Origin of the sequence: Streptomyces sp. NPDC059897 (genome assembly GCF_042730865.1) — a bacterium.
GTDB lineage: Bacteria > Actinomycetota > Actinomycetes > Streptomycetales > Streptomycetaceae > Streptomyces.
This window is the reverse complement of the sequence record NZ_JBHWKQ010000040.1, coordinates 51,941-71,034: the sequence shown is the minus strand read 5'-3', so window position 1 is coordinate 71,034 and position 19,094 is coordinate 51,941. Positions and strand designations below refer to the sequence as shown.

The following is a 19,094-nucleotide window of genomic DNA, read 5'->3' as shown; positions in this document are numbered from 1 at the left end:
GTTCATCTAATTGGTGGGGGGGGCTGTTACGGGGCGGGGGAATTCACCATTTCTTTGGGGGACGCGTGGTGGGGCCCGGGCCCCACTGGGCGCCCGGGCCCCGAGCTTTTAACACCATCTACCGGCTAACTGCACCGGCCTGTTTTCTTCCGCAGATACGCCTCGAGGGGCGGGACTGCGGGGATCGCGGCTGCGTGACCGGGGACCACCTTCCAATCCGGGGTCTGCGGTACCCGGGTGGACTCCGTCCGTGCCCGGGCGATCCTGATGGCGCTGTGCTCCTTACTCTTTCGATCAATCACCTGTACTGACAGGAAACGACACCGTCGTGCGACCCCTGGGGTCGCCGACCCGGCAGCCAGTGGAAGAGCCCACTGTTTCCGGCTCCACCGCTCCGCTGCCAGGCCACTCCTGCTTTGACCTGCTTGCACGGCAGTTCGTCCCTGCCGTGTCCTGTCGACTTCTTGGCTACACGGAAACGCTAACGCACCGAGATGGCAATGTCTACCGTCGCCGCTACAGATTTCCTGTTTCCTTCGAGCGCGTGACTCTGTCTTCCGCGCAACGCAAAGAGGCCCCTAGCGGAGTGAGGGTTCCGGTGGCTGGCGGAGTCGGGCACGGCACTCGCCCGCACGGCGCGTCGCAGCCGATGAGTTTGTGCCTCGCGGCCGGTCCAAGCCAGTGACACCTCAGGAAGGAAACCATCATGTCGGAGCTTCTCGTCGACTTCATCACCTCCCTCGACGGCTACGCGTCGGGAGAGGGCTGGCCCGGGTTCTGGGGCCTCGAGGGCCCGGAGTACCTCGCGTGGCTCGGCAAACAGCCCGAGGTCACCTATCTGATGGGAGCGAACACGTACCGCCTGATGTCGGGCTTCGCCTCGGGCGAGGTCCCCACTGGTCAGGACGAGTTCAGGCCCGAGGAAGAGGCATCCGTGGACGAGCTCACGCAAGCGACCAAGGTGGTGTTCTCCTCCTCGCTCGACGACCCCCTGACGTGGGCCAACTCCACGCTCGTCCGTGACGATGCCGTCGAGGCGGTCCGCGCCATGAAGGCGAAGGGCTCGGGTCTCCTCAGCACCATCGGCAGCCTCAGCCTGTGCCGGTCCCTGCTGCGAGCCGGGCTCGTCGACCGCTTCCGGGTCGTCATGTTCCCGGTGATCACTGGGGCCACGGGCGAGGAACGCATCTACGACGGCTATCCGGACGTCGCCCTCGAGATGATCGAGCACCACACCTTCGACGGCAGCATCCAGCTGGTCGAGTACAAGCCCCGTGTGCTGGAGCACCCCCCGCTCGGCGCCCCTGCGTGACCGCGCCGCCGACGCGTCAGCGACGATCGTCGGTCCCCGCGTCGCCCACCCTGCGCCACACCGCGGGGATCACGCCCATCGCCAAGGCCGCCTTCAGTGCGTCGCCCACCAGATAGGGGGCGGCGCCGACGGCCAGCGCCCGGTCCAGGGGAAGGTGCAGGGACAGCGCGAGATACGGGACCCCGACGGCGTACACGCAGACGCTGCCAAGCGCCATGACACCGGCGGTCGCGAGCGGGCTGCGGTCGCCGCCGCGCCGGGCCAGGCCGCCGACCACGGCGGCGGCGAGCACCAGGCCGACGACATAGCCCAGGGTCGGCGTGGCCGCGCCGGACAGGCCTTCGGCGAACCAGGGCATGCCGCAGACGCCCGCGACGGCGTAGAGGGACAGTGCGAGCGCCCCGCGCCGTGCTCCGAGCGCGATGCCGACGGTCAGAGCGGCGAAGGTCTGTCCCGTCACCGGGACCGGCGATCCGGGCACCGGCACGGCCAGCTGCGCGGCGATTCCGGTCAGGGCGGCGCCGCCGAGGACCAGCGCGGCGTCGCGCGACCGGGCCCGGGTGACGCTCCCGGCGGGCAGCAGGTCGGCGAGAACCCGTCCCGTCGGACGCGGTCGCAGCGGGAGGGCGGAGGTCGTACTCACGTGAGGGGTCCGTTTCAGGGTGTGCGGTGGTTGGTCTGTGGTGCGGGTGTTGGCGCGCACGACAGGTGTGGGATGTCGGCCGGGCCGGCGCTGAGGCTCCGGTGGCTGCGGAGCCTCAGCGAGCGGGCTCGTCAGGAGGCGGTGTCCTGCTCTTCCTGCTCTTCCTGCTGTTCCTGCTCTTCCTGCTCTTCCTGCGGTGTGATGACGGCGAGGACCTGGTCCGTCGAGACCGAGCCGTTCAGGGTGCACCTGATCTCCTCGACCACGCCCGCGAGCGGGGCCAGGATGCGGTTCTCCATCTTCATGGCCTCTACGACCATGAGTACGGCGCCCTCCTCGACCCGGTCGCCGACCGCGCAGGACAGCGCGACGACCATGCCCGGCATCGGTGAGCGCAGGATGTTGTCGACGGTCTCGGAGTCGGCCTCGGCCTGTGTCCGCGCGGTCAGGACCGTGCGACGGCCGTCGATGACCAGCTCGAAGCGGTCGGCGGTGCGCAGCCCTGCCCACCGCCGGTCCCCCACCGTGCCCCGGAACAGGCCCTCGCCGCGTGACACGGAGACGCGGAAGGGCCGGTCGTGGACCGTGACGTCCACCGTGCCGCCGTTGGTGCCCGTCAGCCGGGCTTCGACGTCCTGGCCGCCGTCGGTCAGGGCGATGCGGCCCATCGGGGCGTCGGCGTCCAGGGCCCGGCGGTCGAGCGGTCCGACCGTGCCGGTCCACGGCGACGCGGGGGCCGCCGTGTCCCTGCGCGGCGGCGGTACGTGCATCGCCGCCGCGCACGCCGCGGCCACGGCGGACACCCCGTCCCGGCGCGGGGTGTCCGCGACGAACGCGTCGACCAGGTGGGTGTCGACACGCCCCGTGACCACGCGCGTGTCCTCCAACAGGTCGGTCAGGAAACCGAGGTTGGTGGTCAGCCCGACGACCAGCGCGGTGCGGGTCGCGTCGGCCAGGCGGCGCAGCGCCGAGACCCGGTCGGGGCCGCGGGCGATCAGCTTGGCGATCATGGGGTCGTAGAAGGCGGGGACCTCGGCAGCCCCGTCGAAGGCCGCCTCCACCCGTACGTCGGGTACGCCGACGGGCCACCGCACCACGTCCGCCCGCCCGGGAGCCGGCTGGAAACCCGCGTCCGGGTCCTCGGCGTACACGCGGCACTCCACCGCGTGCCCGGTGGCGGTGATCTCGTGCTGGGCGAGCGGAAGCCGCTCCCCCGAGGCCACGCGCAGCTGCCACTCGACGAGGTCGAGGCCGGTGATCTCCTCGGTGACCGGATGTTCCACCTGGAGGCGGGTGTTGACCTCGAGGAAGGAGAACCGGCCGTCGGAGTCGAGGATGAACTCGAAGGTTCCGGCGTTGAGGTATCCCAGCGCTTCGGCACCCCGAACCGCCGCTTCCAGCAAGGCAGTTCGGACCTCCGGCGCGAGGCCGGCCGCGGGCGCCTCCTCGATGATCTTCTGGTGGCGGCGCTGGAGCGAACACTCCCGCTCGAAGAGGTGGACCGTGCCGCCGTGGCTGTCGCCGAAGACCTGGACCTCGATGTGCCGGGGGCGGGCCACGTAGCGCTCGGCGAGGAGGCGGCCGTCGCCGAAGTTGCCCCTGCCCAGGCGGACGGCCTCGGCCACTGCGTCGGCCATGCCGGCCTCGTCGTCGACGACGCGCATGCCCTTGCCGCCGCCGCCCGCGACGGGCTTGAGGATCACCGGGTAGCCGATGCGGCGGGCGTCCTCGATGAGTACGTCGGCCGATTCGGTGGCCTCCCGGGAGCCGGGGAGTACGGGAACGCCCGCCTCGGCCATGAGGGACCGCGCGGTCGCCTTGTCGCCCATGGCCGCGATCGTCGCGGCGTCCGGGCCGACGAAGACCAGACCGGCGTCGGCGACGGCCGAGGCGAACAGATGGCTCTCGGACAGGAAGCCGTAGCCGGGATGGACGGCGTCGCAGCCGGTGCGGAGCGCGGAGTCGACGATCGACTCGATGTGCAGATAGCTGTCGGCGGCCGCCGCCGGGCCGATCCGCACGGACTCGACGGCGCCCTCCAGGTGCGGTGCCGAAGCGTCGGCGTCCGAGTACACGGTGACGTACTCGATGCCGAGGCGGCGGCAGGTGCGGGCGATGCGCCGGGCGATTTCGCCGCGGTTCGCGATCAAGAGACGTTTCAGCATTTCCTCGTCACATCCTGAACACGCCGAAACGTGTCTCCTGCTCGGGTGCGTCCGCGGCGGTCGCCAGACACAGCGTCAGCCATTCACGGGTGTCGGCGGGGTCCACCACTGCGTCGACCCACAGCCGCGCCGCGTAGTACAGCGGGTGGGACTGCTTCTCGTAGGTCTCGATGATGGGCCGCTTGATCGACTCCTCCTCCTCGGCGGAGAGGGTCCGGCCTTCCTTGGCGAGCTGGTCGCTGCGGATCAGCGCCATCACCGTCGCGGTCTGCTCGGCGCCGACGGCGGTGGACTTGGCGTTCGGCCACATGGCCATCAGGCGCGGCCCCATGGACCTGCCGCACATCGCGAAGTTGCCCGCGCCGAAGCTGCCGCCGACGACCAGGCTGAACTTGGGCACCTTGGCGCACGAGACGGCGTTGACCAGCTTCGCGCCGTGCTTGGCGATGCCGTCGGCCTCGTATTCGGCGCCGACCATGAAGCCGTTGATGTTGTGGAGGAAGAGCAGCGGGATGTTCCGCTGGGCGCACAGCTCGATGAAGTTGGCGCCCTTCTGCGCGCTCTCCGGGAACAGCACACCGTCGTTGATCACGACGCCGACGGGGTAGCCGCCGATGTGTCCCGTGCCGCACACGAGGGTGGGGCCGTAGCGGGCGCGGTACTCGGCGAATTCGCTGCCGTCGAGGAGTCGCGCGAGGATCTCGCGGGCCGGGATGGGTTCGCGGAGGTCGGCGCTGAGGATGCCGGGCAGTTCGGCCGGGTCGTGGAGCGGCGGTCGGGGCGCCTGCGGTGGCGGCGACACGGGGCCGGGACCGGTGCGCCGCACGATGTCCCGGACCAGCTCAAGGGCGTGCTCGTCGTTCTCGGCCAGGTGGTCGGCGACGCCGGTGACACGGGTGTGCAGGTCCGCCCCGCCGAGGGTCTCCGCGTCGACGATCTCGCCGGTGGCCGCGCGGACCAGCTGGGGGCCGCCGAGGAAGATGGTGCCGTTGCCCCGGACGATGACGGCCTCGTCGCACATCGCGGGGATGTACGCGCCGCCGGCGGTGCACGAGCCCATGACGGCCGCGATCTGGGGCAGTCCGAGCGCCGACAGCTCGGCGATGTTCCGGAAGACGCGCCCCAGGTGGTACTCGTCGGGGAACAGGTCCTCCTGGAGCGGGAGGTAGATGCCGCCCGAGTCGACCAGGTAGATGCAGGCCAGGCCGTTCTCCTTGGCGATCTTCTGGGCGCGCAGGTGCTTCTGCACGGTGAGCGGGAAGTACGTGCCGCCCTTCACCGTCGCGTCGTTGGCGAAGATCATGGACGGTCGGCCGCCGACCACACCGATGCCGGTGATCAGCGCGGCCGAGGGCACCGGCTCGTCGTAGACGTCGTGCGCGACCAGCTGCCCGATCTCCATGAACGGGGTGCCGGGGTCGAGCAGTTGGACGACGCGGCGGCGGGCGGTGAGCTTGCCGCGTTCGGCGTGCCGGCGGTGGGCCCGGTCGTCCCCTCCGGCGATGGCAGCGGCACTCGCCTCGGCGATGATCCGCCGTTTGCCCTCGAAGGCTGCGGTATTGCGGTGGAACACCTCTGACGAGGTGTCGATGCGGGAGCGAAGTGTCGTCATCGGCTTCTGTTCCGGTTGTCACGGCGTACGAGGACGTAGGCGAGGGCGCTGAGGGCGGCGGCGACACCTGCCCAGGCGAGGTTGGCGTGCAGCAGGGTGGCGAAGGTCGCCACCACACCGGCGATCGACTGGGCGAGGAACCCGCACAGCGCGACGGCGTAGGCACCGTGGTCCTTCACGGCGCTCACCGAGACGGCCATGCTGCTGGGGAACAGCGCCGACTGGCCGAAGGTGGTGGCGCAGTACAGGGCGGTGAACACCACGAGCGCGGCGGCCTGCGGGACGGACGGCAGCAGCCACAGGCCGACCATGAGGAGTCCCGAGCCCGTCATGATGACGGCGCCGACGCGCATCAGGCGGCTCGAACCGGCGGTCGCGACAAGCCGGTTGACCATCATCGCGCCGGCGAAGTACGCGAGACCGAACAGCAGCCCCATGTTTCCGTACGCGTCCACGCCCAGGCCGAAGTGGTCCTGGAAGACGAAGGGCGCGACCTCCTGGAGGAGCACGATCGTGGCGAAGCCGAGTCCGCCCGCGACGGTGGGCAGCAGGAAGGCCGGGACCTTCAGGATGTCCCAGTAGATCCGGATCATGTTCGTCGGCTCGGCGCGGCCCTGCCCGGGCTCCAGCGGCAGCGTCGCGGCGCCGAGCGCTCCGAGGGCCCCGAGCACGGCCAGGACGACGAACCCGGCCCGCCAGTCGGCGTACGTACCGATCAGGCCGCCGAGGAACTGGCCGCCGCCGAGGGCGGTGACGAAGGCGATCGACAGCACCGACAGGCGGCGGGCGAGCGCGTCGCCGCCGCCGAGGTCGCGGACGAAGATGCGGGCGATGATGGCCGCGCCGCCCGCGCCGATGCCCTGCACGCAGCGCAGCACCAGCAGGGCCTCGGCGGAGGAGTTGACCGCCAGCAGGGCGCTTGCGGCGACGAACAGCGCGAGCGCGGCGAGCACCGCGGGCCGGCGCCCGTACCGGGCCGCCGCGCGTCCCCACAGGACCACGGGGGCGGCCGCGCCGATGACGAAGAGGGACACGGACAGCGCGGCGAAGCTGCGGGAGACGCCCAGGTCGTGCTGGACCGCGGGCAGCGAGGGCAGGTAGATGGTCGTGGCCATCTGCGCCATGAAGACGAGCAGGCAGCCGACCAGCATCGTGCGGCGCTCGGGCTTGGCCCGCTCCGGCTCGGCCTGCTCCGGTTCGGAGACGGGTGCGTTCGGCGGTGTCGCGGACGAAGTCGGCCCGGCCGCGCGGGTGTTCAGGTCCTCAGACATACAGGTCTCGCAGTTCCTTGAGCTGCCGGGAGAAGTCCTCGATCTCGGCGGCGCTCATGTTGGCGCGGAGCATCAGCCGCAGCCCGGCCTTGCCGCGGGCGATGACGGGGAAGAAGATCGGGGAGGCGTAGTAGCCGCGCTGGAGCAGGGCCTGCGCGAGGCGGACGGTCGCGTCCTCGGAGCCGATGTCCACGAAGCGGATCGGCAGCCCGTCGCCGCTCAGCGCGGTCGGGACCAGGCTGTCGAAGAGGTCGACGTTGCGCTGGAGCCGGCGCTGGAGCGCGGGCAGTTCGTCGGAGCGGTGCAGCTCGACCGAGGCGAGCACGGAGCCGAGCCCGGCGGTGTTGATGCGCTGCGACCACATCAGCGGGCCGCCGTTGCGCAGGGCGATGTCGCGCCGCTCCTGCGAGCCCCTGGGGCCCAGGAAGATCGCGCCGCCCGAGGCGCCGAAACCCTTGTTGAGGGAGGTGATGATCAGCGTCCGGTCGTTGATCTGCCCCATGGCCTCCAGGACCGCGCCGCGTCCGCGCTCGCCGACCGTGGAGACGCCGTGGGCCTCGTCGAAGAACAGGAACAGGCCGTACTTCTCCTGCAGTCGCAGCAGTTCCTGGATCGGCGCCATCCCGCCGGTGCTGTAGACGCCGTCGGCGATGTAGGCGACCTGGGGGTGCTGCTTGCAGAGGTCTTCGAGGGCCTCGATGTCGTTGTGCCGGATCGTGGTGAGCGGGGCCTCGTCCGCGACGTTCGGCTTCATGGCGTTGAGGCAGAAGTGCGCGTTCTTGTCGAAGACCATCAGCGGCGGCTCGCCGCCGGTGAGGAGGCCGGAGGCGAGCAGGGGCAGGCTCGCCCAGGCCGCCGCGGCGCAGGAGGCCACGGTCACGGCCTCCACGTCGAACAGCTCCGACATCGCGTCCTCGGCGTCCCGCAGCGCGCCGAACCGGATGCGCATGCGCGACGTCGAGGTGTTGAGGGCGCCCTCGGCCCGTACGGCGTCGATCGCACCCTGGACGAGCTTGGGGTGGGTGTCGAGGCCGAGGTAGGAGTACGAGGACATGTTGACGAACTCGTGGCCGTCGGCGAGCGAGCGGTGGTGTCCGTCGCCCAGGCCCGCCGCGACGATGTCGAACATGCCGGCCCGGGTGGTGGTCTCCCAGAAATCGTGGCTTATCTTTGCCGATTTCTTCATGTTCATATACGCGTGCATGCGCAGTCCCCTGAAATCCTTGGAATGAATTGAGTGGCGCCCCGGGACGTCACGAAGTCACGCGTACGCGTACGCGTAGAAGCCGCGGCCGGATTTCCTGCCGAGGAGGCCGGATTCCACCATGTGCGAGAGAAGGTCACACAGCCGTGACCACAAAGCCGCTGCGGTACCCGGCGAACTCCCGGGACGGCGAGCCGGACAGCGGTCCCCAGGAATGACTTCTCGAATTTTGCGAATGCCCGCACTGCTGCTCTCCGGATTCTCTTGAAACCGGATGGCTCGAACCGCCCCGGCCTCTCAAGAAAACCCGCAGGGGACTTCGCCCGTCAATGCCTGCCGACCGGCAAAGATCTGCCGGTGCGAGTCTGAGCCGAGCCGAACGGACCGGCAAATCTTTGCCGGTCGACGGCTATTGATTTCCAGCTTTTGGCGACGTGTAATCAGTTGTCGTCGGCCGGGTTCGGATCAGTTGTCGTCGGCCGGGTTCGGCGTCGCCACGTCCGCGAGGGCGACGAAGCGCAGTCCCGGGTGCCGGGCGGGCAGCAGCACCTGTGCCTCCACATGGAACTCCGCGGCCGCGATGTGCGGGAGGCGCAGGCGGAAGCGGTGGCCGTCCCGGTTGCCGACGATGCACGTGCGCTCTGCCCACATTCGCCCGCAGACGGGGTCCTGGAGCACCTCGTGCAGCAGCTCCGCGAGCCCCGGCTCGTCCGGGCGCTCGGCCATGGAGTAGCGGAGCATGGCCAGATACATGTACGCGTGCTGCGGCCAGTCCACCAGCTGCTCGCGGGCCTCCTGCGTGGTCAGCCCCCAACGGATCAGGTTGGCGGGCCTGTTGAGCACCCACGGGAACCACTCGGCCATGGCGCTGTTGTGGCCGACGATGTCCCAGCGGGCGTCGGTCACATAGGTGGGGCGCGGCATCTGCTGGTCGACCAGCTGCTGCAGGGCGGTCAGGTCGGCCGGGCGGCCGGGGAGCGTGCGGTTCACGTACGGGGTGCCGCCGAAGGCGTGGAAGTGCAGCGCCGCGCGTTCGTCCGCGTCGAGGCCGAGCGTGTCCGCAAGGCGGGACAGCACGCCCGCGTCCAGGCGTGGGATGGTGCCGCGCTCCAGGTCCCGGTACCAGCGCTCGCTCATGCCGATCTCGGTGGCCACCTCCACCTGGGACAACGGGCCGCCGAGGCCGCGCCGTTGCCCGGCCCGGACCCGCCAGCTCCGCAGCAGGTGGGCAAGCCCCGTCACTCCTGTGGCGACCGCCCCACCGGGCTCCCGTCCTGATACAGCTCCGGTAACCGCCATCTTGTCCCCCATGTAGCACTTTCCCGTAACGCTGTTCCAGAGGCGGTGATGTTACCGCCACAACGTGACACTGAGTGCCACGGCGAGACGCCGCGGGTGGCACCGACGGCCTGGCGGGGCCGACCCGACAACCCATAGCCGGCTGACGTAAGGTTCCTCCCCGCGGCCGCTGCCGCCCAGCCGTTTCCAGGGCGCCAGCGGCCTTTGTCACGCCCCCCCATCACCCCAAGAAAATCGCGCCGGCGCAGACCGGTGCCGCACTGACGATCCCGGAACGAGGCTCCACCGTGACCGAGACCAGTACCCGACCCGTCGCCGACGGCGACCTGCCACCGCCCTCCCTGTCGACGAAGAGACGCCGCTTCCTGGCGAAGCTGAGCGTGGTGATCGCGGGCGGCATGTTCATCGACGGGTTCATCCTCGGCAGCACTGGCGTCGTGATGCCGGCGATATCGAAGGACCTCGGGCTGTCGTCAGCCGGTGAGGGGCTGATCGCCGCGGCCGCGCTGCTCGGCATCTTCCTCGGCGGCCCGGTCGGCGGCTATCTGGCCGACCGTTTCGGCCGCAAATCGATGTTCACCATCGACCTCGCCCTGTTCCTGGTCTGCTCCGTGGCCCAGTTCTTCGTGACCGAGGCCTGGCAGCTCGTCGTGGTGCGCCTCGTGATGGGCCTGGCGATCGGCGCCGACTATTCGATCGGCTGGCCGCTGCTCGCCGAGTTCGCGCCCGCCCGCCTGCGCGGCCGCCTCCTCGCCGTACAGGAAGTCGCCTGGTACGTCGGCTACCTCGTCTCCTACGCCGCCGGATACGTCCTGATCTCGTCGATGTCGGTCAGCTGGACCGTCGTCCTCGGGCTCAGCACCGTGCCGACCGTCATCGTCCTGCTGCTCCGCCTCGGCACCCCCGAGTCGCCGCGCTGGCTGATGAGCAAGGGCAGGACCGAGGAAGCCACCGCCCTGGCCGCCGAGTACCTCGAAGAAGAGGACCAGCGCGACCTCCACACCCCGGAACCGCACACCGGAGGAGGCTTCGGCCAGCTGTTCTCCCCCGAGTACCGCAGGGCCACGATCTTCGTGAGCGTCTTCTGGGTGTGCAACGTCACCCCGTACTTCGCCATCGGCGCCTTCGCCCCCACCGTCCTGGAACACCTCGGCATCAAGGACGGCCTGACCGGCGCGCTCGCCATCAACGGCCTCGTGGTCATCGGGTCGATGGTGTCCGTGCTGCTCATCGAGCGCGTCGGACGGCGCAAGCTGGCCGTGCCGCCGTTCTGGATCTCCACGGTCGCCCTGGTCGTCGTCGCCTTCTTCTCGCACACCTCCGCCGCCCTCGTCCTGGTGTGCTTCCTCGTCTTCTCCCTGGTCAACGCCGCCTCCACGGCACTGTCCGGGGTGTATCCGGGTGAGGTGTTCCCCACCGAGATCCGTGGCGCGGGCGTCGGCTTCGCCACCGCCGTCTCCCGCGTCGGCGCCGCGGCGGGCACCTTCCTGCTGCCGCTGTCCGTCGACGGTCTCGGCACCTCGGCGACGATGCTGATCGCGGCCGCCATCAGCCTCATCGGCGGCATCGTCTCGCACCGCCTCGCGCCGGAGACCAAGGGTCTGACCCTCAGTCAGGCCTGCGCGCCCGCCGGGTCGGCCTGACCCGTCGCGCGCAGCGCCGCGCGGAACCGCTCGGCCGCCGGGGACAGCTCCACGTCCGGCAACGCCAGACACATCACGGTCGTGGGATCCCCGGTGATCCGGGCGACATGCACGGCGGCCGGGCGGAACGAGGAGACCGACTCGGGCAGCACCGTGAAGCCCATACCGGCCGCCACGAAGCCCAGCGCCGTCTCCTGGTGGACGACGCGGGTGCGGACGCGCGGGAAGGGCAGCCCGGCGAAGACCGGGCGGATCTCCGACACATAACCCGGCATGTCCCGCGCAGGGAAGAAGATCATCGGTTCGGCGGCGAGCGCCTCGGCAGTGACCTCGGCGTTCGCCGCCAGCGGGTGGTCGACGGACACGCACGCCACCAGACGCTCCTCGAAGAGCCGTTCCGTCCGCAGGTCGAGCCCGCCGGACTCGCCGCGCACGAGCCCCAGGTCGAGCCGCCCCTCATGGAGCCGCTCGGCCTGTTCGGCGCTGGTCAGCGGGACCAGTTGCAGGTCGACGCCGGGCGCGGCCCGCCGGAAGTGACGTACGGCCTGCGGCAGTACGGAGTAGCTGGCCGAGCTGGCGAAGCCGACGCGCAGCGTGCCGGCCCGGCCGTCGGCGACCGCATGCAGGTCGACGGTGGCCTCGTCGACCCGGGCGAGGATGTCGAGCGCCCGCCGGTGGAACTCCTCGCCCACCGCCGTCAGCCGCACGCTGCGCGTGGTGCGCTCGAAGAGCCGGTGTCCCAGCTCGCCCTCGATCCGCTGGATCTGCGCGCTGAGCGGGGCCTGCGCCATGTGCAGCCGCTTGGCGGCCCGGCCGAAGTGCAGCTCTTCGGCGACCGCGACGACGCAGCGCAGCTGTCTCAGTTCCATGCCGCGATTCTCGCCGATTATCTCTGCGGCAAGAACAATCACCGGATCATTGGTGTTGGACGTACGGGGTAATCGCTGGCTGTACTGGAGGGGCCAGGAAGAGCGCACGGCTCACAGAAAGCAGCCCCATCGTGGATGTCGATCACTCCCAGAACGTCGGACACTCCCAGAACGTCGATCACTCCCAGTACGTCATCGTCGGAGCGGGACTCGCGGGCGCGGCCACGGCGTGGCAGCTCGCCGCCGCCGGGCACGAAGTCACCATCGTCGAGCGCGGCGCCCCCGCAGACGAGGCGGGCAGCTCGCACGGCTCGGCGCGAATCTTCCGGTACGCCTACCCGACCGCGTTCTACACCCGCCTGGTCGCACGCTCGCGCACCCTGTGGTCGCAGCTGGAGTCGGCGAGCGCGCAGACGCTGATCTCCCCAACCGGCGCCGTGGACTTCGGACTTGAGCGCGACCCCGTGGCGCTCGCCCGGGTTCTGGAGGAGGCCGGGATCGAGCACGAGCTGCTCGAACGGGAGGAGGCCACCGCCCGCTGGCCGCAGTTCCACTTCGAGACCGAGGTGCTCTGGCACCCGGAGGCCGGTGTCATCGACGCCGAACGCAGCGTCGAGGCCATGGTCGTCCAGGCGCAGAAGCACGGCGCCCGGCTCCTCGCCGGCTGGGACCTGACGGCGGTCGAACGCCGCGGCCACGGCTACACCCTGCGCAGCGCCGACGGCAGGCGCCTCGACGCCGAACGCGTGGTGGTCGCCGCGGGCGGCTGGCTCCCGAGGCTGCTCGACCTGCTCCCGCTGCCCAGCGCCTTCAGGGCCGGACTTCCGCGCTTCGAGGTCCGCCAGGAGCAGGCGTATCACTTCCGCTACCGGGAGAACCACCGCTGGCCCACCTTCATCCACAAGAACCGCAGGATGCTGACGTACGGGCTTCCCGGCGGCCGCGACGCGGACTTCCAGGGGCTGAAGGTCGCCGAGTTCAACGGCGGCAAGCCGCTGCGGTCGGCCGCCGAGCAGGACGGCGTGGTGGACGCCAAGAACCGCGAGCGCGTCATCGACTACGTGCGCCGTCACCATCCCGGCCTCGATCCCAGGCCGTACGCCGAGACCACCTGCCTGTTCACCAATACACCGAACGAGGACTTCGTCCTGGACCGCTGCGAGGGCCTCACCATCCTGTCCCCGTGCTCGGGGCACGGCGCGAAGTTCGCCCCGCTGATGGGGACACTCGCCGCGGGTGTCGCCTCGGCCGCCGACGCCACCGCCGCCCGGACGCTGATACCCGAGCCGTTCCTGACCGGGTCGACGCGACAGACAGGATCGGCCCCGGGCATCTGACATGGATCGCGGAGAACAAGAAACTGGTCGACTGCCGAACCAAAGACAGATGCCGACAGCCGACCCCACGCGAAAGGGAAAGACTTTGCTGCCGACGACGATGTCCGCCGTACTCCTCACCGGTCACGGCGGCCTGGAGAAGCTCGACCATCGCACCGACGTCGAAGTGCCGCGCCCGGGGACGGGCGAGGTACTCATCCAGGTCGCCGCCGCCGGGATCAACAACACAGATGTGAACACCCGGATCGGCTGGTATTCCAAGGCCGTCGACTCCGCCACCGATGAGGGCGGCGCCACCGGCTTCGACACCGTCGACGACGTGGACGCCACCTGGTCGGGCAAGGCCCTGGAGTTCCCGCGCATCCAGGGCGCCGACGTCTGCGGGCGCATCGCCGCCGTGGGCGAGGGCGTCGACGCCGGGCGCGTCGGCGAGCGCGTCCTGGTGCGGAACATGCTGCGCACGCCGGTCGACTACCGGCCCTACGAGTGCTGGACCTTCGGCAGCGAGTGCGACGGCGGATTCGCCCAGTTCACGGTCGCGCCGTCACGGGAGACGCACGCCGTGCGCAGCGAGCTGTCGGACGAGGAGCTCGCCGCGATCCCCTGCTCGTACTCGACCGCCGAGAACATGCTGCACCGGGCCTCGGTCCGGGCCGAGCGGGTCCTGATCACCGGGGCATCGGGCGGCGTCGGACTGGCCGCCGTGCAGCTCGCCAAGCGCCGCGGCGCGACCGTCATCGCGGTCTGCTCCCGCTCCAAGGCCGACGACGTCGCAGCGCAGGGCGCTGACCGGACCGTCGACCGCGACGCGGACCTGGTCGCCGAGCTGGGCGCGGGCAGCATGGATGTCGTGCTCGACCTCGTCGGCGGCCCCGCCTGCCCGTCCCTGCTCGACGTGCTGCGCCAGGGCGGGCGCTACGCCAACGCCGGGGCCATCGGCGGGCCGATCTCGCGGATCGACCTGCGCACCGTCTACCTCAAGGACCTGTCGCTGTTCGGCTGCACGTTCCAGGAGGACGAGGTCTTCGACAACCTCGTCCGGTACATCGAAAGCGGCGAGATCCGGCCGGTGGTGTCCCGCGTCTACCCGCTTCGGGAGATCGCGCACGCGCAGGAGGACTTCCTGGCGAAGAGGCACCTGGGAAAGCTCGTCCTCGTCCCGCCGCCCGTCCCGTCCGCGGACGCCGCACCGTCCGCGTGACGTCACCTCGGCTTCCGGGCCACACCCCCGTAGAAGCCGACCTGCTCGGCACCCGGCGGCGGCGGCGCCTCCGGGCGCCAGAACGGGATCTGGGCCACGCCGGGCTCGACCAGCTCGAAGCCCTCGAAGAACCGCTCCACCTCCGCGCGCGGCCGCAGGTTCAAGGAGGCGGTGGCCTGGTTGTAGACGGCCTGGGCGTCTCGGCGGTCCGCGAAATCGCTCGTGGCGTGCGACAGGACCAGGAAGCTGCCCGCGGGCAGCGCCTCCCGCAGCGTCGCGACCACCCGCCGCGGATCCTCGTCGTCGGCGAGGAAGTGCAGGACCGCGACGAGCAGGAGCGCCACCGGCTCCCCGAAGTCGATGAGCCGTCGCACATCCGGGTGCTCCAGGATGTGCCGGGGGTCCCGGATGTCCCCGAGGACGACGCCCGTGGCGCCCGAGCGGCCGAGCAGCGCGTCGGCGTGGGCCTTCACGATGGGGTCGTTGTCGACGTAGGCGACCCGCACACCGGAGGCCATCTGCTCCGCGATCTCGTGCACGTTCGGCGACGTGGGCAGCCCCGTGCCGATGTCGAGGATCTGCCGGACGCCGCTGCCGACGGCGAACCGGATGGCGCGCTCCATGAAGGCGCGGTTGGCGCGCAGGCCGACCCTGGCCTCGGGCGCGGCGGCCACCAGCGCGTCTCCGGCCTCCCGGTCCACCTTGTAGTTGTCCTTGCCGCCCAGGAGGTAGTCGTAGATCCTCGCGGGGTGCGGCCGACTGGTGTCGATCACCCCGGCACGCTCGCCGTCCTTCGCCACGTCTCGTACCCTCCGCCGTCACGTCGCAGCCACTGCCCATTGGTCGGGCGGGGCCAGCTTCGCACATCAACTCGGGCGTCCGTCGGCGCAGTTGCCGCGCCCGGATTCCACGGTTCGGACACCACCGGGCATACGAGGAACAACGAAGGTACGGTGGGCGTTCCACGGCCAACAGCAGTTCGGCGGAACCGTGCGCGTCCCCGTGATTCAGCCCGGATTTCCGCAGGTCACCAGGGAGGCGTCATGTCGAAGTGGTTCTGGCGCAAGACCGGAACGTTCCGCGACATCGCACTGGGCATCCACATCGGCGGGGCCATCCGCCATGGGGCGGCCATTTCCGATCGCGTCTATGACACAGCCACTCGCCGCGCGGTGCCGCCCATGCACCGCGACTGAACCCTCGACCACTCCCCCGGCGGCCGCTCCGGCCCTGCCGCCGCGAGCCGCCGGGCCCAGTGGTCACCCGGTATTCCGCTCCATCCGCCCCAACTCCCGCAACAACGGCAGCAGATGGTGTTCGACGGCGGGGGCCAGCCTGAGGTCGGGCTCCCGTCCGTCGGTCCAGCGCAGGGCGGACAGTTCGGCCGCGGGCACCGGATCGCCGATCAGTGTCGTGGCGAAGACCGTCAGGTGCATCGGCACGCCCTCGATGGCTGCCCGCTCCTCCACCACGGCGAGCGGTTCGAGCCGGCCCGGCTCGACACCCAGCTCCTCGCGCAGCTCCCGTACGAGCGTCTCTTCCGGTTCCTCGCCCGGCTCGGGCTTGCCGCCCGGAACGAAGTAGACGTCCGGCGCCGCCTGCTTGCTGACGACGAGCAGCCGCCCGTCCTCGACGACCGCTGCCGCGACGACCCTCATGACTGTGTGATCCATCCCCGCATTGTGCAACGCCGCGTGCGGCCGGCCCGTAGGGTGGGTGGTGCAGCTGGTTCGCCCCGTCAGCCAGGCGGGATGCGTCGCAAGAGGGAACCCGGTGGGAATCCGGGACTGCCCCGCAGCGGTGAGTGGGAGCGACCGCCGTCACACGCACTGGGTCCGACAGACGGGACCTGGGAAGCGACGGCCAGTAGGTGTCCTCGTTCGTTCGAGAGACGTGCCCGCGAGTCCGAAGACCTGCCAACTGCCCGTGCGCGTACGACGCGTGCGCGGACATCCCGGTGACCTCGAGGGCGGGTCGGCGAACACATCCGGCGGACCACCGCGCCTCGCCCGCGCGGGGCCGTGCCGCCGGTTCTGTCTCTCCTTCACGCGTTCCGGTCCCCGGGATCCATGGGATACGTCTCTCGAAGGAGAACTCCGTGACCACCAAGACCGCAGCCGCGGCAGCACGGGCCACCGTGTACGGCTACCCGCGCCAGGGCCTCGGCCGGGAGCTCAAGAAGGCCGTCGAGGGGTACTGGAAGGGCCGCGTCACCGCCGACGCGCTGCGTACCACCGCCTCCGACCTGCGCCGAACCAGTCGCCGGGAACTCGTCGCGGCCGGCATCGACGAGGTGCCCACCGGTGACTTCTCGTACTACGACCACGTCCTGGACACCACCGTCATGGTGGGTGCGATCCCCGAGCGCCACCGCTCGGCCGTCGCGGCCGACGCCCTGGACGGGTACTTCGCGATGGCCCGCGGCACGCAGGACGTGGCGCCGCTGGAGATGACCAAGTGGTTCGACACCAACTACCACTATCTGGTACCCGAGTTGGGGCCCGACACGGTGTTCACCGCCGACTCCACCAAGCAGGTCGCCGAGTTCACGGAGGCCCGCGACGAGGGGCTCGCCGCCCGCCCGGTCCTGGTCGGCCCGATCACGTACCTGCTGCCGTCGAAGCCCGCCCCGAGTGTCGCCGCCGACTTCGACCCGCTGACCCTTCTGGAGCGGCTGCTGCCGGTGTACGCGGAGGTCCTCGCGGACCTGCGTGCGGCCGGCGCCGCATGGGTGCAGCTCGACGAGCCCGCCCTGGTCCAGGACCGCACCGCGGCAGAGCTCGACGCCGCCGCCCTCGCCTTCCGCGCCCTCGGCACGGCGACCGACCGGCCCCAGCTGCTCCTCGCGTCGTACTTCGACCGGCTCGGCGACGCCCTGCCGGTCCTCGCGAAGGCGCCGGTCGACGGCCTCGCTCTCGACTTCACCGAGGCGGCGGCCGCCGACGTCGACGCTCTCGCGTCGGTCGGCGGCCTTCCCGGCAAGCGGCTGGTCGCCGGCGTCGTCAACGGCCGCAACGTCTGGGTCAACGACCTGGAGAAGTCCCTCGCCACGCTCGGCACCCTCCTCGGCCTCGCCGACCGCGTCGACGTGGCGGCCTCCTGCTCCCTGCTGCACGTCCCGCTGGACGCCGCCCTGGAGCGCGACATCGACCCGCAGATCCGGCGCTGGCTCAGCTTCGCCCGCCAGAAGACCGCCGAGATCGCCACCCTCACCAAGGGGCTGACCCGCGGCACGGACGCGATCACCGCAGAGCTCGCGGTGCACCGTGCCGCCCTCTCCTCGCGCGCCGCCTCCCCCATCACCCGCGACCCGGCCGTGCGGGCCCGCGCCGCCGCCGTCACCGACGCGGACACCCGGCGCACCCAGCCGGTCCGCCGCCCAGCGCACCCACCTGCGACTCCCGCTCCTCCCCACGACGACGATCGGCTCCTTCCCCCAGACGGCCGAACTGCGCACGGCACGCGCCGACTTGAGGTCCGGACGCATCGACACCGCGGCCTACGAGGAACGCATCAGGAACGAGATCCGCGACGTCGTCGCCTTCCAGGAGAAGACCGGGATCGACGTGCTCGTGCACGGCGAGCCCGAGCGCAACGACATGGTGCAGTACTTCGCCGAGCAGCTGACGGGGTACCTCGCCACGCGGCACGGCTGGGTCCAGTCCTACGGCACCCGTTACGTGCGCCCGCCGGTGCTGGCCGGGGACATCTCCCGTCCCGCGCCGATGACGGTGCGCTGGACGTCGTACGCGCAGTCGCTGTCCGACCGCCCGGTCAAGGGCATGCTCACCGGTCCGGTCACCATGCTCGCCTGGTCCTTCGTCCGCGACGACCAGTCGCTCGGCGACACGGCGCGCCAGGTCGCGCTCGCCCTGCGCGACGAGGTGAACGACCTGGAGGCGAACGGCACTTCGATCATCCAGGTCGACGAGCCGGCCCTGCGCGAGACCCTGCCGTTGCGTGCCGCGGACCACGCCGCGTATCTGCGGTGGGCGACCGAGGCGTTCCGCCTGTCGACGGCGGGGGTGCGTCCGGACACGCAGATCCATACGCACATGTGTTACGCCGAGTTCGGTGACATCGTCCAGGCCATCGACGACCTCGACGCCGATGTCATCAGCCTGGAGGCCGCCCGCTCGCACATGCAGGTCGCCCGCGAACTGGCCGGACAGGGCTACCCGCGCGAGGCGGGCCCTGGTGTCTACGACATCCACTCCCCCCGCGTCCCGAGCCGTGCGGAGGCCGCCGCCCTGCTGCGTACGGGACTTGAGGCCATCCGGGCCGAGCGGCTGTGGGTCAACCCGGACTGCGGCCTGAAGACCCGCGGCTGGCCGGAGACACGGGCCTCCCTGGAGAACCTGGTGGCCGCGGCCAGGACCGTGCGCGGGGAGCTCGGCTCGGCCTGATCCCCTTGGTGGGGGGGCGGGGGGGCACGGGCGCCCCCGCCCCCCCCCCCCCACCGAACCCCTCGAGCGGTGGGGGGGGGGGCGGGTTCCCCCCACAAAACCGACCAGGCACCACAGGCGCGCCGACCGGGG

Annotated in this window: 14 protein-coding genes, 1 pseudogene and 1 riboswitch; of the genes and pseudogenes, 6 read left to right on the top strand and 9 right to left on the bottom strand. The window is 70.9% G+C overall.

From position 1 onward, the window contains the following. Window positions 1-706 precede the first annotated feature (706 nt). On the top strand, window positions 707-1,312 hold the full coding sequence (locus tag ACFV9W_RS31700; RefSeq protein WP_385767862.1) for a dihydrofolate reductase family protein: 606 nt from the start codon (window positions 707-709) through the stop codon (window positions 1,310-1,312). Between the two features lie 16 nt (window positions 1,313-1,328). Here the strand turns inward: ACFV9W_RS31700 and ACFV9W_RS31695 are convergent, their stop codons facing one another. From ACFV9W_RS31695 to ACFV9W_RS31670, 6 genes are all read right to left on the bottom strand, one after another. Beyond that, window positions 1,329-1,955, bottom strand: a complete 627-nt coding sequence (locus ACFV9W_RS31695; RefSeq protein ID WP_385767859.1) for a biotin transporter BioY — start codon at window positions 1,953-1,955, stop codon at window positions 1,329-1,331. 131 nt (window positions 1,956-2,086) lie between these two features. Then, entirely contained in the window at window positions 2,087-4,120 is a 2,034-nt protein-coding gene (locus ACFV9W_RS31690) for an acetyl/propionyl/methylcrotonyl-CoA carboxylase subunit alpha (RefSeq protein WP_385767856.1), read from the bottom strand. Between the two features lie 7 nt (window positions 4,121-4,127). Further along, window positions 4,128-5,732: a carboxyl transferase domain-containing protein gene (locus ACFV9W_RS31685; RefSeq protein ID WP_385767854.1), complete on the bottom strand. Its 1,605-nt coding sequence runs from the start codon at window positions 5,730-5,732 to the stop codon at window positions 4,128-4,130. Continuing rightward, window positions 5,729-7,003 (bottom strand): MFS transporter, encoded by a 1,275-nt coding sequence (locus ACFV9W_RS31680; protein ID WP_385767851.1) that lies wholly within the window; start codon window positions 7,001-7,003, stop codon window positions 5,729-5,731. The genes ACFV9W_RS31685 and ACFV9W_RS31680 overlap by 4 nt, the downstream gene beginning before the upstream one ends. After that, window positions 6,996-8,207: an aminotransferase class I/II-fold pyridoxal phosphate-dependent enzyme gene (locus tag ACFV9W_RS31675; RefSeq protein ID WP_385767848.1), complete on the bottom strand. Its 1,212-nt coding sequence runs from the start codon at window positions 8,205-8,207 to the stop codon at window positions 6,996-6,998. Before ACFV9W_RS31675 ends, ACFV9W_RS31680 begins: the two co-directional genes overlap by 8 nt. Window positions 8,208-8,672: 465 nt before the next feature. Next, window positions 8,673-9,506 carry a helix-turn-helix transcriptional regulator gene (locus ACFV9W_RS31670; RefSeq protein ID WP_385767845.1) on the bottom strand — a complete coding sequence of 278 codons (834 nt, stop codon included), beginning with the start codon at window positions 9,504-9,506 and terminating at the stop codon, window positions 8,673-8,675. Between the two features lie 287 nt (window positions 9,507-9,793). Here ACFV9W_RS31670 and ACFV9W_RS31665 point away from each other — a divergent pair, with 287 nt between their 5' ends. Further along, window positions 9,794-11,149, top strand: a complete 1,356-nt coding sequence (locus tag ACFV9W_RS31665; RefSeq protein ID WP_385767842.1) for an MFS transporter — start codon at window positions 9,794-9,796, stop codon at window positions 11,147-11,149. Here the strand turns inward: ACFV9W_RS31665 and ACFV9W_RS31660 are convergent. Continuing rightward, complete coding sequence (locus tag ACFV9W_RS31660) at window positions 11,119-12,018, bottom strand: LysR family transcriptional regulator (protein ID WP_385767838.1); 900 nt, start codon at window positions 12,016-12,018, stop codon at window positions 11,119-11,121. The two genes, ACFV9W_RS31665 and ACFV9W_RS31660, sit on opposite strands and share 31 nt — an antisense overlap. Before the next feature lie 131 nt (window positions 12,019-12,149). Here ACFV9W_RS31660 and ACFV9W_RS31655 point away from each other — a divergent pair, with 131 nt between their 5' ends. Both ACFV9W_RS31655 and ACFV9W_RS31650 read left to right on the top strand, forming a co-directional pair. After that, on the top strand, window positions 12,150-13,355 hold the full coding sequence (locus ACFV9W_RS31655; RefSeq protein ID WP_385767836.1) for an FAD-dependent oxidoreductase: 1,206 nt from the start codon (window positions 12,150-12,152) through the stop codon (window positions 13,353-13,355). Between the two features lie 100 nt (window positions 13,356-13,455). Further along, window positions 13,456-14,556 (top strand): alcohol dehydrogenase family protein, encoded by a 1,101-nt coding sequence (locus ACFV9W_RS31650; protein WP_385767833.1) that lies wholly within the window; start codon window positions 13,456-13,458, stop codon window positions 14,554-14,556. A gap of 2 nt (window positions 14,557-14,558) precedes the next feature. On the opposite strand, the gene ACFV9W_RS31645 is transcribed toward ACFV9W_RS31650, so the two are convergent. Next, window positions 14,559-15,356, bottom strand: a complete 798-nt coding sequence (locus ACFV9W_RS31645) for an SAM-dependent methyltransferase (protein ID WP_385767830.1) — start codon at window positions 15,354-15,356, stop codon at window positions 14,559-14,561. Between the two features lie 243 nt (window positions 15,357-15,599). Between ACFV9W_RS31645 and ACFV9W_RS31640 the strand changes: the two genes are divergently transcribed. Continuing rightward, the gene (locus ACFV9W_RS31640; protein ID WP_385767827.1) at window positions 15,600-15,752 is read left to right on the top strand and encodes a hypothetical protein; all 153 of its coding nucleotides are present in this window, start codon (window positions 15,600-15,602) and stop codon (window positions 15,750-15,752) included. 63 nt (window positions 15,753-15,815) lie between these two features. Here ACFV9W_RS31640 and ACFV9W_RS31635 read toward each other — a convergent pair whose 3' ends face one another. Further along, the gene (locus ACFV9W_RS31635; protein WP_385767824.1) at window positions 15,816-16,229 is read right to left on the bottom strand and encodes an NUDIX domain-containing protein; all 414 of its coding nucleotides are present in this window, start codon (window positions 16,227-16,229) and stop codon (window positions 15,816-15,818) included. Window positions 16,230-16,265: 36 nt separating this feature from the next. Further along, a riboswitch (cobalamin riboswitch) is annotated at window positions 16,266-16,492 on the top strand. 162 nt (window positions 16,493-16,654) lie between these two features. On the opposite strand from ACFV9W_RS31635, the pseudogene metE reads away from it, so the two are divergent. After that, window positions 16,655-18,962: pseudogene (metE, locus tag ACFV9W_RS31630) on the top strand (5-methyltetrahydropteroyltriglutamate--homocysteine S-methyltransferase). Window positions 18,963-19,094 lie beyond the last annotated feature (132 nt).